The sequence below is a fragment of the Pelotomaculum isophthalicicum JI genome (assembly GCF_029478095.1).
GTDB classification, from domain to species: Bacteria; Bacillota; Desulfotomaculia; order Desulfotomaculales; family Pelotomaculaceae; genus Pelotomaculum_D; species Pelotomaculum_D isophthalicicum.
In genome coordinates this window covers 1-16,573 of record NZ_JAKOAV010000029.1, presented here as the reverse complement: position 1 = coordinate 16,573, position 16,573 = coordinate 1, and the positions used below count along the sequence as shown (strand labels likewise).

The window sequence follows — 16,573 nt, the reverse complement described above, 5'->3', positions numbered from 1 at the left end:
TGACTATGGAACTTACTTATATTAATGCAGATGGCAGAAGCATTACGCTTAAACAAAGCCGCCCGTATTTCCTTACCAAGATAGACGGCACAGGCAACATACGTCAGACCGTTAACACCTTCAAGGCACCAGATCAGGACGGTGCTTTTTATATTTCCTCTACACTGGATATGCGAAACATCATACTGGAGGGTACTGTCGTAGCAGATACTCCTGACGAGGCTTTTTCGCGACGACAGCGCTTCCTTCAGATATTTAGCCCTAAGCTGAATGGAACACTCATCTATCGTGAACGGCAAATTGCCTGCGTTGTAGAAGAAGCGGGTTTTACCGTTTCCACCAGGCAGCGCATACCCAACTTTTTTGTCAGTCTGCTTTGCCCGTCTCCCTTCTTTGAGACGCTTAATGAAGTGCGCGAGGAACTGGCATCTTGGATACCTTTATTCGAGTTTGAACTGGAAATACCTGAAAGTGGTATGGAATTTGGAATGCGCCAGCCTAGCCAGATCATCACGGTGGACAACATCGGCGATGTTTCCTGCGGGTGCGAGATCGTGTTCCAGGCGCTAGGCACTGTTACGAATCCAGAACTCTTAAATATAGACACAGGGGAATACATCCGCCTTCTTACTACAATGAATGCTGGTGATGAACTTCGTGTATATACCCATTTCGCTGGTAAGCGCGTAGTCAGCATCAACGGTTCTGTGGTAACGAATGCTTTCTCCTTGCTGGACACCAATTCGGTATTTTTCCAGCTTGCAGCAGGCATTAACACTTTGCGCTACGATGCTTCAGTCAATATGGAACTGCTGGAAGTCAGCATTTACTATCGTCCGCAGTTTCTGGGGGTGTGAATATGCAACTATATATCTACAATCCAAACCGGGAGCTTACGGGTATTGTGGAGTCTTTTGAGTACCTGCGCTGGACACGGCGTTACTCCCAGTGTGGTTCATTTGAGCTAAAAGCAATTGCAACACAGGAGAACACTGCGCTCTTAAAAGAGGGGAACATCATTTGGAAGAACGATGATGAGGAAGCCGGAATCATTGAGCATCTGGAATTGTCTCAATCTGAGCATGAAACTATCACTGCGAGTGGCCGTTTTGCTACATCCTTACTCGCCCGGCGTATTCTGTGGCAAACAGAGATACTTTCCGGAGATCTTTCTGTCTGTGTTGAGCAGCTTTTAAATAATAATATCATCAGCCCTACCGACACGGAACGGCAGATTACCGGTATATCCTTCTCATCTCCTAACTTGGGCATTCCTGTTAGTACTCAGATATCATATCGGAATCTGATGGATTCAGTGACGGAACTTTGCGCCTCTTCGGATATTGGCATTAAGACTGTATTCACTCCAGCTACAGGTATTTTTACAGTGATGCTGTATAACGGGGCCAACTCCCAAGCGGTATTCTCAAAGGAGTACGAGAATCTTACGGAACAGATATATACAGAGAGTGTAGCGGATTACGCCAATACCGCACTCATCGGTGGCGAGGGTGAAGGCGCAGGCCGTACATTTGTCGCCATCACAAGCGGTTCTGGGGAGACTCGCCGCGAGATCTTCGTGGATGCCAAAGACTTACGGGCTGAGGACTTTGGAACAGATTACGTCAATACTCTGACTTTTCGAGGTCAGAGTAAGCTGAATGAACAGGCAATACGATATACGTTTGACACATCGGTCAATCCGCATGGCAACTTGACCTACAAGATAGACTTCGACCTTGGGCAGACCGTCAAAGTAATCTCCAAGGCATGGGGCGTATCCATGACTACGCGAATCACCGAGATCGAAGAAACATATGACGCGGATGGGCAGAGCATCAGCGTAGTGTTTGGAAAGGCTGAGCTAACTATAGCGCAGAAAGTCCGCTCCGACATGAGCGAGGTTAAAACAGCACTATTGGCACCTACCGGCATATCCGAAGTTGCCGAAGCCCTGAGCGTCGTGGAAGGAACACTGGGCGACTTGGCGCAGGTGGACCCGAAAATTCAGGGTGATGACGTCGCAGATACCTTTAACAACCTGTTTGGGAAACTTCCTGCACTCGAAATTTTTGTAGGTCCGGGTACCATATCGGTCGGTCAGTATGCCTTGTACAACATGGTGCCGGGAGATACTTTATACTTCACCTCGTACAGTGGTAACAAGTTCAGTGATCAACCAAGTGAAAACGGACATGTCTTTTTAACAAAGCATAATGGGGATAACACGGGCTATGGCTATCAGCGAGCAATGGGTTTCTTTATCAGTAGGGACACTATGACGTTTTATGTAATTTCTGTTTTTGTATTCAATAACCTATCTGGGCAGGCAAACTGGCTCAATATCAATAATGAACCAATAACCACGACTAGGCTTGCAAACGGCGCAGTCACCGGCGTAAAGATCGCAGATCGTACGATTACCGCTTCTAAAATATCATCTGCGTTTACCGATTACTCAACGACAGAACAAAACACAGGGCGTTTATGGATTGATGGTAAGACGATTTATCGCAAGCACGTGAATCTTGGGTCACTTACAAATACGACACCGAAAAGCGTAGCCCACGGCATAACAAACCTCAGCACTGTTGTCAGTTTAACAGGCTTTGCGACAAACGGGACCGTCTTCTTGCCGCTGCCACTTGCTCGTTACAACAACTTCGCCTCGCAAATTGGGCTTTATATGGATACAACCAATGTCGTTGTCGAACCTGGTAATGACCGGACATCATATACAGGTTATGTGGTTATAGAGTATACGAAAACTGTTTAAGAAGGAGGAAAATAGTGTATGGAGAAGAGTGGATTTTTCAACTCATCGGGTGGAGACAGATTTTTTGATGCATAGCTTCAGTTTTATTTAGTCAAATTATTTGACAGTGTAAAGTATATGTGATATTCTTGTTGTTAAAGGAGGGCGATATATTGTGTCTGACAAAGCAAGGGAACGAGAGAAACAAATTAAGAAATTACAACAAAACCTGTCTTCAATAAGAAAAATTGCAGGTTGGACAGCTGAGGTCTTGGGTGACAAAATTGGGGTGACAAAACAAACCATCAGCAATCTTGAAAACCAAAAGACACCGATGAATTTTACCCAATATATTGCTATCCGCTCTGTTATTGATGCTGAAATTGAAAACAACAAAGATAACGAGGTTCTTCCGAAAGTCGTGGCACTTTTGCTGGATAGCGACGATGAACTTGATGAGGACGATTACTCAAAGGTTCAAGACGTTGTGGGAACGGTTGCTGCAACTGCTGCCGGAGGAACGCCAACGGCAAAACTCGACAGTGTTTTCGATATACTCATTAAGTCTATTCCCTTTGTGGTTCCCGTCATTGGGGCTATAATCGGCGGTTCGACCAGCTGGTCAAAGAAACTACTGAAATAAGCTGTGGAGGTACAACGTTATGGGCGCTCCTGCGGGACATCCTTTTTTCGGAAATCAATACACCGATGGAAATTATAAACTAGGTTCCTTTACCTATGAAGTTATAGACAAAGGGATTGACACCATAAAAACTGTTATAAGAGAAACCGGGAAAGGTGCCGCCCCTGTAGCGATAAAGCCTAAGGCAGACACCCTGATTTCAAAAACAATCGTCACCAAAAGTTCCAACAAGAACACGCTGATTATTGGGGGCATTATCTTAGGCGCTACCGCTATTGGTGGATTTATAACTTATAAACTGCTAAAAAGAAAAGCAAAGGCAAAACAAGCCCATCTGCAGTCCATTGAGTTACAAAATGTCGGTACTTGCGTTAACTGCGGAGAACCCCTTGTCGAGTCAACATACGTTCCAGAGAGCAAAGAAGGCAGCCATGATGATTATATTATCTGCAAGTCGTGCGGCGAGAAGAATTTCGCTCGGTATCCAAACGAAAGCGAGCCGACGGATAATAATTTAGAAAGTCAAAATGATGAGGAGGAGATAAAATGATACCCTATAATTGCGGAAGCGGTCGTTGCGGCGCATATGACATGGAGTACATAGGCGGCGGGGACTGGAAATGTCCTAACTGCGGCAAAATCGTCGCTTTTGGAGAACCAGATGAAGATGATGAGGATAGCGGCGAATCACTCAGCGTATGGGATGCGGCGGATATATATTTCTCAAACGGTTGCGATGAGGACTATATGTTTGGTTACACGCACGAAGAGCTAGTTAAAGCCCACGGGCAATAAGCTGAGAATTTCATTTAACACAGATCTTAAAGACCACTTCGGTGGTCTTTTTTACTTGCCCGAACGGAGGATAACAAGATTATGAATAAAGGAGGATTTTTATGGCTGAAAAATATGGCTTCTTCAACTCATCGGGTGGAGACAGAGTCTATGATGCTGCAGATTTTGCGGCATATTTCGGAAGTCTCGTCTCCAACGGTGTTTTTTATATGGCAACAACAAACCTACAGGTGTCGCCAGCAATTGGCTTGGCTGTGAATGTGGCAGCAGGAAGTGCGTGGATTAATGGATACCGTTATGAGAATACAGATGTCTTAAATATGCCACTGACAACTGCAAATGGAAGCAATCCACGTATTGACCGGATTGTGATCCGATTAAGTCAGATCAGCCGTAGCATTCAGCTTGCTGTTGTTGCTGGTACTCCCGCTGCAACGCCAGTGGCACCTGCGCTGACAAGAACTAGTGACGTCTACGAACTTGGTATTGCAGATGTGCTTGTACCTACAGCCGCTACATCAATAGTCGCAAATAATATTACTGACACCCGTCTGAATACCGGCCTTTGTGGGTTGGTAAATTCGCTGGTTTCGGCGGTATATGAGTGAGGTGAATTTCTATGGCAACTTATCAGGCAACTAATGCGTGTACATGGCGTAATGGTAGCTGGATCGCAGGTGTAACGGATTATGTTCGGCAAGGTGTTTATCCTGATGCTAACAATTATGAGAACGTGGGCGCTATGCTGTTTGACCTTGCCAGCATCCGGAATACTTACGCAAACTATTATCCCACATCGGCCAGCATTCACCTTGTCAGAATAGCTGCAGGTGACTGGGGCTCCGCCAGAACCATGACGCTGTATGCAGGAAATGCTTCTGGCATGCCAGCACCCAGTTCCAGCACCAGCGTGTCTGGGAGCAGGCCCACAAAGGTTACCTCTGGGTATAACTACACCGTTTCCGCCGGACAAGGCGCAAAAGATATCGCCATTTCCACCGCGCTAATTGATTCTATCGGTAGTGGTGCCAGCAACTGCCTATTCATGGATGCAGGCTCCAGCACCTTAAACTACATGGGCTTTGGTGCAAGGGATAACTTAAGCCAGATTGTACTGACTATTAACTGGGCAAGCCGTACAACCGCTTGCAGTGCTCCGACTTCCTGCTCGTTAAATGCAACTCTCTCGGAAGGCAACGTTACTTTGTCATGGAGTGGTGCATCGGGCGGTATAAATAACTCAATATCCTCCTATGAGATACAATACAGCGATTCCGCTGACAATATCACATGGGGAGCATGGACAGCACTGACCACGGTAACCACAACTGCCACTAGCGGCAGCGCTTCTGTTGCGCCGCCTTCGACGCGAGGCAATTATCGTAGGTTTCAGGTACGGACACGTGGTACTGCTGGAGCAAGCTATTATTCCGGTTGGAAGGTATCAACGAACTCTGTCCGCAGAAATACTGTACCAAGCGCACCAACCACTGCAGTGGCTTCTCCTTCAAACTATAGCGACGAAACGATTACGCTGACATGGAGCGGAGCTTCCGGTGGAACAAGTGCCATCAAGGGATACCAGATTGCCAGCAGAACATCCACGGATAACATTACCTGGAGTTCATGGAGCGTTCTTACCACTCTGACACTCTCGGCCAGTGGCGGCAGTTACAACCCAAATGTATCGAGAATTCCAGGAACCTATACCCAATTTGGCATTTGGACGATAGATACTCTGGATGTTTACTCTTCAGAAATGATCAGTAACAGCATCTACTGCGATATTACTGCCTGCGTAGCACCAACCGCTTGCTCGGTAAACGCAACGTTGGCTGAAGGAAACGTAACCCTTTCATGGAGTGGAGCATCCGGTGGTGCGGGAAATGCCATTACATCCTATGAGATACAATATAGTGATTCGGCAGATAACAGCACATGGGGAGACTGGACAGCACTGACTACGGTGTTTACTTCAGCGACAAGCGGCAGCGTAATTGTCAGTCCACCGACTACACGCGGAAATTACCGCCGATTTAGGGTAAGAACACGTGGTGCAGCTGGGGAGAGTTTCTACTCAGACTGGACTGTTTCTAGCAACACAGTCCGCAGAAATACACTGCCTACACCACCGACTTCCTTTACCGCTGCTCCTGCCATTTACGAATCCAGCACCGTAACTCTTACCTGGAGCGGAACGATACCCGGAACCAGCGCTATCAAGCAGTATGTCATTCAGCGTTCAACTTCAACGGACGGGATTAACTGGTCGGCATACGAGGCTCTAACAATCGTCGTTTCAAGTGCCACCTCGGGGACATATATAGCGAATGCTTCTCAGATAGCTGGAATGTATACCCGCTACCGTATCAGCGTAACCGATTCATTGGATGCAGTTTCTGCCTATGTAGTAAGCGGTACAGTAAAGAAAAATAGTCCGCCGACTGCACCAGTAATCGTCTGCCCGGTATCTGGCAGTTCAAGTTACAAGGCTACACCGCGTTTCATGATTACAACGGGTATTGAGCCGGACGGTCAAACGCAGATTGTAGAAGTGAAAATCGACACGGGTGTTTGGGTCAACAGCGTAGACAACCCTGAGATGTTTTCCGTAAGCGGCTATCTGGGTAATGGAGTAAAAACGGTGTATCAATCGGCAGCGCTGGCCGCAGGGAACCATACTGTGACCGTCCGCTGCCTTGATAGTGACATAGCGTCGTCAAGTCCGGAGGTTGTACGCACTTTTACTGTATTGCCACCGCCATTTGAGACGATCACCGCGAACGAAACGCATGTAAAGGCAATTCATATCCAGATGCTACGAACTGCTGTAAACACAGTGCGTAGCTATTACAGTCTGTCGCAGGTGACTTGGAGTGAGGAGATTGTTGCTGGAAAGAGCACCATCAAAAACTGGCCTTTCCACATCACAGAGCTTAGAAAAGCCATTGAGTCGGTTATTACTATAGTGAACAACTTTGATTCCTCGTCTACCTTTGATATCCCGTCCATAACATGGCTACCCATTGGAACTGGGCGACCAAAAGCGGGTGTGATGCAACAGATTCAAGACCTGATTTTGGAGCTTTAAATACGATACAACCAATAGCGCTCTCGTAATATGCGGGGGCGCTTTTCTATACACAAATTCATGAAATGGAGGTATTTCAAATGAAAGAGATTTGGAATTGGATACAGCTGGTTTTTGCTGCTGTTGGTGCTTTTCTCGGCTGGTTTCTTGGTGGACTGGACGGTTTCCTTTATGCGCTCCTAGTATTTGTCGCCATAGATTATGTGACAGGAGTGCTCTGTGCCATTGTAGATAAAAAGCTGTCCAGCGAAATCGGCGCGAAAGGTATCTTCAAAAAAGTTCTTATTTTTACATTGGTGGGTGTAGCCCATATCCTTGATACGCAGATACTGGGTAGTGCTGGGGATAATGGTGGTGTCCTTAGGACTGCAGTAATTTTCTTCTACTTGAGCAATGAGGGTGTATCTATTTTAGAGAATGCCGGTCATATTGGACTGCCTATACCTGAAAAACTCAAGGAAGTTCTAAAACAGCTACATGGGCGTGATGATGAGCCCCCTAAGTCAGGTGATGGAATATGATTGATTTAACAAAAGCTGTAACTGTGTTCATAGGCAGGCGCGGAGAACACTACTTTCGCCACCTTGAGTTTGATGTTTCCAGTTTATTAGATGACACGTATCCTGGAGCCGCCCTAAATGCTATATACAAAAGACCCGATGGTATTGCATATCCAGTGATCACGACCTACGCTGATGGAGTTCTTACATGGTCACCCAGCGCAACTGACACTCTGGTCGTAGGTGTGGGGCAGCTAGAAATAAGAGTTACTTATGGCGATGTGGTCGGAAAAAGCGTTCGGATATTAACCATCGTTGAGGAGGCTCTTGTTGACGGCATAGTTGAACCACCCGAGCCACCCGCACAAGAATGGCTAAACCAAGTGCTTTCTGTCTTAGCTGAACTGGATATTGATGAGATAAACAGTCTGTTAAATCTCACTTATACTCTGTTAAACACTACACACGACTTGGTTGAAGATACGCGCGACAATCTGTATATGCGGACTGGAGTCCTCCTGAACCATTCGCATCCGATAGAAACTGCCACAGCACCGGATATGATAAGCCGAAGAGCGTCCATCACATTTAATGGCATCACGAATGGCAACAACGTAGTAATCGGGACGGTAACATATACCTTTGTTACGGCTTTGGGCAGCCCTGCCACAAACAATGTGCAAGTGTTAATCCAGGGCACCCTCCGTAATACCGTCAAGAAACTTGCCGAAGCTATAAGGGGCATCCAAGATGTAGCGAACATTGCTTATGGGTCAGGAATATCATCAAACCCGGCTTGCACAGCCTATTGGACGAGTCAGATTTTCTCTATTGGTGATGTTACCATTCCTTCAGGTGAGAGCCTATTTTTATTGGAAAGAGCAGAAAATGCTACGACAGCATTGACTCTTACCTCTACTGCAACAGCTACCATCAACGCATTCACCAGAGCAAGCTATCTGAGATATGTGTTGAGCGGTAACGCTACCGGTACGGGCGGTATTAATAGCGTCCGAGGACCTTTGCACACATTATTGCCCATTGGTAGCGTGGTTATAGGCGGACAGGGCGGATTGCTTTATCCGACGGCATATGATTGTCATTTGGTTACCCTTTGCCGTCAATCGGATACAAGTGAAAAAGAACTAGATTTATATATCTCAAACGATGAAGTGAACTTTACCAGAATCTCACGCAGCACGCCTATCGGTGCTGACAGTTCAAACGCTGGGTTGCATATTCATATTCAAATGCGTCAAAGTCGAGTGCCTTCTGGTTATGGGCTGTATATCAGAATGGGAAGTGATGGCACATCGGCGAGCGCTTACTGTGATTTGAAGTTTACCTACCACCTATATCCTGTAAATCTTGCGACAACCAACATTTGATTTCGAGGTGATTTTAATGAATTTACGCAAGTTAATACTTATAAATAATGCCTGCTTCAAAGCAGGCAAAACGATAATTCCCAAAGGCATCATGGTACACTCCACGGGGGCAAATAACCCATGGTTGAAGCGCTATGTTGGACCGGATGACGGTTTGCTCGGAAAGAACCAATACAACAATCATTGGAATCAAGATAAGCCCGGCGGCAGTCAGGTTTGCGTTCATGCCTTCATCGGTAAGCTGGCAGATGGAACAATCGCCACATATCAGACTTTGCCATGGAACCACCGAGGCTGGCACGCCGGAGGAAAAGCAAACGACACACATATTGGCTTTGAGATTTGCGAGGATGGTCTTTCGGACAGCACCTATTTCAACAAGGTGTACCGGGAGGCCGTTGAACTTTGTGTCTATCTATGTAAGGAGTTTGGTCTAACTGAAAAAGATATTATTTGCCATAGCGAAGGATATAAGCAAGGCATCGCCAGCAATCATGGTGATGTAATGCATTGGTTTCCTAAACATGGCAAGTCGATGGATACCTTCCGCTCCGATGTAAAATCCGGTCTTGCCTCTGCTGACCCGGTCGAGACGGCTGCACCCAAGAAATACTACTGCGTCCAGATTGGAGCCTTTTCTATTAAGGCAAACGCAGAGACCATGCTCAGCAAGGTCAAAGCAGCTGGCTTCACCGATGCCTTTATTAAATACAGCGAATAACAATCAATTTAATGCCTATCGAGAGATTCGTCTTTCGGTAGGCACTATTTTTTTTGCTTTTTTTCGTTCATTCGGCTGATTTCTGTCCTGGGACTGTTAGAGGGTATTGATTGATATGTTCCCTCGGAAAGAGGTCGAGAAAATGAAATTAACAAAATTAGAAGCCGTTGATTCCATAAAGTATGTAGCGGAAAAGCCTACAGAGGCTTCCCTTAAGAACGAGCACGATTATTTGGTTGCAGAAAAACTTACAAAGAAGCTCTTAGAAAAGGGGCTTATTAGCCAGAGTGAATTTGACAAGATAATGGTCAAAAACCGTGAAACGTTCTGTCCATTTTTAGCTGAGATTATGTCCTAAAAGACTTGATAAATAAGGCTTTTAGAGTGATGTATAGTACTGCGAGAAAGGAGGTTGAGACAATGAAACGGATAACAAAGATTGAAGCAAATGAGAAGCTGCAGAAGGCACCTAAAAAACTGCGTGTTGCCGCCTACGCTCGTGTTTCAACAGATAGTCGCGAACAACTCGTCAGTTTGGATGCTCAAAGAAGTCATTATGAGACTTGCATTAAGAGCAATCCCAACTGGGAATATGTCGGACTTTACTATGATGAAGGCATATCCGGTACAAGCATGGCCAAGCGTGATGGACTTCTAAAAATGCTCGATGATTGTGAAGCTGGGAAGATTGACTTTATTATTATAAAATCCATCAGCCGCTTTGCAAGAAATACCACAGAGTGCCTTGAAGCGGTTAGAAAGCTTATAAAGCTGAAGGTGTTCATTTACTTTGAGAAAGAAAATATCAACACCGGCGATATGGAGAATGAACTGCTGCTCACAATTTTTAGCAGCTTGGCAGAAAGTGAGTCTATTTCCCTTTCGGAGAATGAAAAATGGTCCATTGAGAAGAGATTTCAAAATGGGACATACATTGTTGCCTCTCCGCCTTACGGGTACAAAAACGAAGATGGCCTGATGGTGATCAATGAAGATGAGGTTGATGTAGTCAGGTACATTTTTGCAGAATGCTTAGCCGGTAAAGGCGGGCATGTAATTGCAAGAGATCTTAATGATAGAGGAATCCCTACAAGACGCAAAACCGAATGGTCAACGGGCACAGTGAACGCGATCCTTCGGAATGAAAAGTACAAAGGTGATGTGCTTTTTCAAAAGACATTTACTGACAGTTCCTTCGTTAGGCATATCAATAATGGTGAGAAGGCGCAGTACTATGTTACCGAACACCATGAAGCAATTATCAGTGCTGAGGATTTTGAAGCGGCGCAGGCCATGATTGACCAGCGCTCCAAAGACATGAAAATCAAGCAAGGCGATGCAAAGTATCAAAACCGCTATCCCTTTTCTGGAAAAATTGTTTGCGGCGAATGTGGTGCTACATGGAAAAGGAGAACTCATAGCGAATCGAAAGTAAAGTATTTCGCTTACGCCTGCAAAACACATATAAAAAGAGTAGACCAGTGCAGCATGCAATTTATCCGCGAAAGAAATATTGAAGTGGCTTTCTTGAATATGATCAACAAACTGGTATTTTCTAAGAAAGTGTTATTGCAGCCGCTACTGGCAAGCCTAAAAGATCTTAATCAGGGCGAGGCACTGGCTCGAATTAATAAATTGGATGAAGCTCTTGAGGATAATTTGAACAAAAGACAGAAGATTACAGAGCTATTTGCGAAGGAATACCTTGAAGCAGCTGTTTTCAATGAACAGAATTCAGGTCTGCTTGCTGAGGCAAAACAAATTGGCGATGAAAAAGAAGCACTATACGCTTCGCTCGCTCATGAGAACGAGCATCTGGAAGCCTTGAATAAGCTCATCAAATATATCAATACCGTAGGCACTCTTAAAGACTTTGATGAGACAGCATTTCAGGAGCATGTAGAGTACATTATCGTGTTCAAGAGGTTTGAAATAGGCTTTGTGCTAAAGTGCGGATTAACGCTAAGAGAAAGGTTGTGAGGCTATGGCAATTCCATACGGATACAAAATTGAGAAAGGCAAAGCGGTCATAGATGAAGTGCATGCGGAGCGGGTCAGAATGATTTTCAAGGGTTATCTATCCGGACTCGCCTACGTTGCTGCAGCTGAAGCTGTTGGACTAAAGCTTTCTCACCCAAGTGTAAAGAGAATACTACAGAATAAACGATACCTTGGTGATAAGTATTACCCGGCAATCATCGATCAGGAGACTTTTGATAGAGCAGAAGCAGAGCGATTCAAACGGCAGCGAAAAATGGGCAGAATATTTGCAGATAAGCCGGTAGAGGAGTGTAAACCAGCTACGAAATTTATTATGCCGAAAGCAGGAAAGATATTTATCGATCCATTTAAGCAAGCTGAGTATGTTTACAGTTTGATTGAAAGTGAGGTGGAAAAATGATTTCACTTGCGAGCAATGTTACGGTCATTCCTGCGAAGAAAACAGTCGGTACGCAAAAGGCAACCGACAAAAAGCAGAAAACCAGAGTCGCAGCGTATTGCCGAGTCAGTACTGACAGCGATGAACAGGAAACCAGTTATGAAGCACAGATTCAGCATTACACCTCATACATTGAAAGCCATCCAGACTGGGTGCTGGCAGGAATCTATGCGGATGACGGCATTTCCGGAATGAATGCGAAGAAGCGTGATGAGTTTCGGCGCATGATTAACGACTGCCATGAGGGCAAGATTGATATGGTGATTACCAAGTCTATCAGCCGATTTGCAAGGAATACAGTGGATTGCCTGAATTACACTAGAGCCCTTAAAAACAAGAACATTGGTGTTTATTTCGAAAAGGAAAATATCAATACACTTGATGCTAAGGGTGAAGTGCTCATGACCATTATGGCTTCTCTTGCACAGCAAGAAAGTGAGTCGTTGTCGGCCAACGTTCGTCTGGGTTTACAGTTCCGATATCAACAAGGAAAAGTTCAGGTCAATCACAACTGGTTCCTGGGATATACCAAAGATGAAGAGGGGCACCTCATCATTGATCCAGAGCAAGCCGAAGTTGTGAAGCGTATTTATAGAGAGTACCTTTCCGGTAAGAGCTTCTTACAGATAAAAAGATCGCTTGAAGCCAACGGGATTTTAAACGGTGCTGGTAATGAAAAATGGCATGAAAGCAATATTAAGCAGATACTTACAAACGAGAAGTACATCGGAGACGCTTTGCTTCAGAAGACTTATACGGTGGATATTCTTGAAAAGAAGCGTGAAGCTAATAGGGGACAGGTTCCTAAGTATTATGTAGAGGACAGCCATGAAGCTATTATTCCAAAGGATATTTTTCTAAAGGTACAGGGGGAAATCGCAAGACGCGCAAATCTTACCAAAGGCACCACAAAGCGCAAACGAATCTATAGTGGTCGCTACGCTTTATCCGGAATAGTTTTCTGCGCATACTGTGGTGACATATTCCGCAGAATTAAATGGAACAATCGCGGGTGTAAGTCCACCGTTTGGCGCTGTGTCAGCAGGGTTGAAAAAGACGGCCCTGATTGCCTGGCAAGAACTGTTCACGAAGAATTGCTTCAGAAGGTAGTTATAAAGGCTATAAACGAAGCGTTCCGCGAAAAGGAAGCAATCCTACCGCTTTTACGAGAGAATATCGAGAGCAGTCTGGAGGAAGACACTACGAATCAGATTGCAGCGATTGATGAGCAGATGAAGTCAATGCAGCAGGAGCTAATGGCAACCGTTAATTCTAAGAATACCGGTGATGAGCTTGGTCTGGAGATTAGGAGGCTGCGCGATGAGAAGCAGTCCCTTCAAAACGAGCAGGCATCCCGACAGGATCTGAAAAAGCGAATTGATGAGTTGATGCGTTTCCTTAACGACCTGCCTTGTGAGCTAACTGAATATGAAGAAGACTATGTGAGGACTCTCTTGGAAAAGATAACGGTTTACGACGACCACATCATAGTTGAATTTAAGTCCGGTATTGAAATTCAAATTGACGAATAACTAAGCAATGCTAAATCACCCGCAGCTCTTGTGTCAGAGTTGCGGGTTTCGTTGTTTATAAAACAATTAATGTGTAAATATTGTAAATTGAAACCAAATGGTTTACAATGTTCCTATTGAGGTTTGGAGGAATTATAATGAAAACTTCGGACATGGTACGACAGCTTTGTGAACAAATGAACATGAGCGTTTCCGAATTGGCTAGGCGGTTAGGCCAGTCCCCACAGAATTTCGGAAAGAAGCTAAAGCGTGAGACTATTACATTAGAAGAACTTAAGGCCATAGCAGATGTGATGAATGTTAAGTTTGAGCAGACTTTCATTCTGCCCGATGGCAATGAAATAAAGACAGGAAATGAGTAAAGGAGGCGGCCTAACATGATGATTAGCCCGGAAGGATACTACGAAGAGTATCTTAAAGGAAAAAATAAAGAGCAGATTCTGACCGTTATACGTGGGCTTAAGCAAGAAATAGGTCGTCTTAAAAATACAATGGAAAGCCCCGACTATGGCGTAAAACTTATTATGCATCCGAGTGAAGATACGCGCCTTCACTGGACTCGTGAATATTTGGAAAGAGCCAAGCAAGCCTATGCTGAAGCTGGTGGAACTTATACCTTATCAAAGTCAGAAGAAAAGGTTGCTGACTTTGATGCAAATATGGATGCCATCTGCAAGATTACCTTTAGCATTGGCGGTTTCTTTGGTGGCTACCGTAGCTATGTTGTAGAACTATCAGATGGATTGAAAGCCTATACAAAATTATGGGAAGATGAAGAACCACTCTCATTGGTGGATGATGATAACAAGGAGCCATTTACAAAGGATACTTTTATAGCCGCACTTCAGGAGCTTCACATCGGTGAATGGCGCAGAAGATATTCAACTAAGCGCTTCGGATACACAGTGTGTGATGGTACGCAGTGGGGGTTGGAATTTGAATATAACAATGGACATAAACCGGTAATGTTTGATGGTGATAACTCATACCCTTATAACTTCGATAAGTTCCAGATGTTATTTGGCATTAACATAACTGAGGAGGACGAGGATGAGTAGATTTGATTGGGCAAAGGAGGTTTGACTTTGGATATTAACAAAATGAAAGCTCTACCGTATGATGAGCTGCGTGCTTTATATAAGAGCTTCCTACATAGCCAGAACATTTCGACAGCAACAATCAATACTGCTTATGTGGACACCTTCTACCTTTGGAGGAAAGGAAGCAAAGAGCTGTTCTGGAATGCGGTGAACGCTACTGATTTTGAGACTGAGGCAAAGAATGCATTGATAAAAGCTCTTTCTGAAAACTCGACCGGTAATGTAAATTCACTTGTAAGTGGGTACTTATCACATCTTAGAAGATTTCGCTTGTTTCTGTTATCGGATGAATCCATAGCTCCGGTTGAATATAAACCAAAAACCACAGTAAAAGTAAACCCAACACCTATGAGCCGTGAAATAATAATTAACAAAATGTATGTTGGAGCATATTTGTCAGAGGGCGATAATATAGGTCATGAAATCATAAATCTCTATAAGGCAGATGATGGAAAAAACTATATTTATCTCAATTCACAAGGAACGATAGAATTATCTCATGGAGAAAATAGAATAACTGTTTTGTTGGTACGAAAATTTGCCTCGAAAACATATAAAGTACTAGCCAAGGCAGAGGGTGTTACGATTCTCGATTTTGCCGACAGCAAACTCCCACGAGAAGAGAGATATAAAGGACAAGTTGCATTAGGATTGACCTATGGCGGTATAAGTCTTGTAGATTTATTTAATGAAAACTTGTATCACGGGAGTCTTCAAGAAGAAAAGAATGCTTATACTACCTTTGTTGCAGATAAGGTTATCAAGCCCAAAAATCAGATATATATTACAGACGATGCATCTGTAAGTGGCGACAACAATTTCTTCATCCGAACTAATAAAGGATTTGGCAAACAAACATTAAGGGAATTCTACAACGAAAATGAAAAGCCGGATTCTTTCGCTGATTTGAATCAGATAATTGAGAACAGAGAGTTATGGGAAGATGCTAATACGACACAAGCAATTTCTGAATTGCCGGAACTTCAAAAAGATCCATATTTCAATTTTCTAAAAATAATCAGACAGGAAGATAATGAACTCGCTTTTTCAAATATGTTTGCTTATTTTTTTGATATAAATAGAGAAGCTTTTTCTCGTTTTGCAAGAGAGGTTCTGCATATCGAGGTACAAAAAGATTTTACTATTGAGAGAGAAAAGAGAAACATTGACCTACTTATTTCTGACAAAAATAATGCCGTTGTAATAGAAAATAAAATTAAATCAAGCATCAACGGTATTGATGACCGACATGATATTTACAGCGACCAGGTACAGTCACAGCTAAAAAAATACTATCAATTTGTTACATCTGATGATGAATATCGTAAGAAAACTCCGAGCTGCTTTATTTTTTCACCGAATTACAATCGCATTGACCTAAGTAAGTTTTCGTGCGTTGAAAAATATACTATTGTTTATTACAGAGAAATCTATAATTTCTTTGTTGAAAAAAGAAGCCTGTATGATGTTGTGCCTTACTTTGCGTATTCCGGTTTATCCGGACAGCGAATCCGGGAACATCCGGACACCGTTCCGGAAACATCCGGACAGTGATTCCGGAGGCATCCGGACACCGCTTGTCGGTTGTTTGATTTTACAGTAATGCAT

At 44.1% G+C, this 16,573-nt stretch carries 17 protein-coding genes; all 17 read left to right on the top strand.

The window, feature by feature from the left end; genetic code table 11:
- Positions 1 to 5 precede the first annotated feature (5 nt).
- Positions 6 to 857 carry a phage tail family protein gene (locus L7E55_RS13540; RefSeq protein ID WP_277444832.1) on the top strand — a complete coding sequence of 284 codons (852 nt, stop codon included), beginning with the start codon at positions 6 to 8 and terminating at the stop codon, positions 855 to 857.
- 2 nt (positions 858 to 859) lie between these two features.
- The gene (locus tag L7E55_RS13535; protein ID WP_277444830.1) at positions 860 to 2,776 is read left to right on the top strand and encodes a siphovirus ReqiPepy6 Gp37-like family protein; all 1,917 of its coding nucleotides are present in this window, start codon (positions 860 to 862) and stop codon (positions 2,774 to 2,776) included.
- A gap of 154 nt (positions 2,777 to 2,930) precedes the next feature.
- Complete coding sequence (locus L7E55_RS13530) at positions 2,931 to 3,398, top strand: helix-turn-helix transcriptional regulator (RefSeq protein WP_277444829.1); 468 nt, start codon at positions 2,931 to 2,933, stop codon at positions 3,396 to 3,398.
- 19 nt (positions 3,399 to 3,417) lie between these two features.
- Positions 3,418 to 3,948, top strand: coding sequence for a hypothetical protein (locus L7E55_RS13525; protein WP_277444828.1), 531 nt, complete (start codon positions 3,418 to 3,420; stop codon positions 3,946 to 3,948).
- Positions 3,945 to 4,193 carry a hypothetical protein gene (locus L7E55_RS13520; protein ID WP_277444827.1) on the top strand — a complete coding sequence of 83 codons (249 nt, stop codon included), beginning with the start codon at positions 3,945 to 3,947 and terminating at the stop codon, positions 4,191 to 4,193. Before L7E55_RS13525 ends, L7E55_RS13520 begins: the two co-directional genes overlap by 4 nt.
- Before the next feature lie 101 nt (positions 4,194 to 4,294).
- The gene (locus L7E55_RS13515; RefSeq protein WP_277444826.1) at positions 4,295 to 4,801 is read left to right on the top strand and encodes a hypothetical protein; all 507 of its coding nucleotides are present in this window, start codon (positions 4,295 to 4,297) and stop codon (positions 4,799 to 4,801) included.
- 11 nt (positions 4,802 to 4,812) lie between these two features.
- Entirely contained in the window at positions 4,813 to 7,284 is a 2,472-nt protein-coding gene (locus tag L7E55_RS13510) for a phage tail protein (RefSeq protein ID WP_277444825.1), read from the top strand.
- Between the two features lie 80 nt (positions 7,285 to 7,364).
- On the top strand, positions 7,365 to 7,805 hold the full coding sequence (locus L7E55_RS13505; protein WP_277444824.1) for a phage holin family protein: 441 nt from the start codon (positions 7,365 to 7,367) through the stop codon (positions 7,803 to 7,805).
- The gene (locus tag L7E55_RS13500; protein ID WP_277444823.1) at positions 7,802 to 9,172 is read left to right on the top strand and encodes a hypothetical protein; all 1,371 of its coding nucleotides are present in this window, start codon (positions 7,802 to 7,804) and stop codon (positions 9,170 to 9,172) included. The genes L7E55_RS13505 and L7E55_RS13500 overlap by 4 nt, the downstream gene beginning before the upstream one ends.
- 16 nt (positions 9,173 to 9,188) lie before the next feature.
- The gene (locus L7E55_RS13495) at positions 9,189 to 9,893 is read left to right on the top strand and encodes an N-acetylmuramoyl-L-alanine amidase (protein WP_277444822.1); all 705 of its coding nucleotides are present in this window, start codon (positions 9,189 to 9,191) and stop codon (positions 9,891 to 9,893) included.
- Between the two features lie 142 nt (positions 9,894 to 10,035).
- Entirely contained in the window at positions 10,036 to 10,251 is a 216-nt protein-coding gene (locus tag L7E55_RS13490; RefSeq protein WP_277444820.1) for an SHOCT domain-containing protein, read from the top strand.
- Positions 10,252 to 10,313: 62 nt separating this feature from the next.
- A complete protein-coding gene (locus L7E55_RS13485) occupies positions 10,314 to 11,873 on the top strand; it encodes a recombinase family protein (RefSeq protein WP_277444819.1) in 1,560 nt (519 codons plus the stop codon).
- Between the two features lie 4 nt (positions 11,874 to 11,877).
- Positions 11,878 to 12,294, top strand: a complete 417-nt coding sequence (locus L7E55_RS13480; RefSeq protein WP_277444818.1) for a recombinase family protein — start codon at positions 11,878 to 11,880, stop codon at positions 12,292 to 12,294.
- Entirely contained in the window at positions 12,291 to 13,865 is a 1,575-nt protein-coding gene (locus L7E55_RS13475) for a recombinase family protein (protein ID WP_277444817.1), read from the top strand. The genes L7E55_RS13480 and L7E55_RS13475 overlap by 4 nt, the downstream gene beginning before the upstream one ends.
- Before the next feature lie 137 nt (positions 13,866 to 14,002).
- Positions 14,003 to 14,227, top strand: a complete 225-nt coding sequence (locus tag L7E55_RS13470; RefSeq protein ID WP_277444815.1) for a helix-turn-helix domain-containing protein — start codon at positions 14,003 to 14,005, stop codon at positions 14,225 to 14,227.
- Between the two features lie 15 nt (positions 14,228 to 14,242).
- Positions 14,243 to 14,923: a hypothetical protein gene (locus L7E55_RS13465; RefSeq protein ID WP_277444814.1), complete on the top strand. Its 681-nt coding sequence runs from the start codon at positions 14,243 to 14,245 to the stop codon at positions 14,921 to 14,923.
- 27 nt (positions 14,924 to 14,950) lie between these two features.
- Positions 14,951 to 16,519: a PD-(D/E)XK nuclease family protein gene (locus tag L7E55_RS13460; RefSeq protein WP_277444813.1), complete on the top strand. Its 1,569-nt coding sequence runs from the start codon at positions 14,951 to 14,953 to the stop codon at positions 16,517 to 16,519.
- The last annotated feature ends 54 nt before the right edge of the window (positions 16,520 to 16,573 follow it).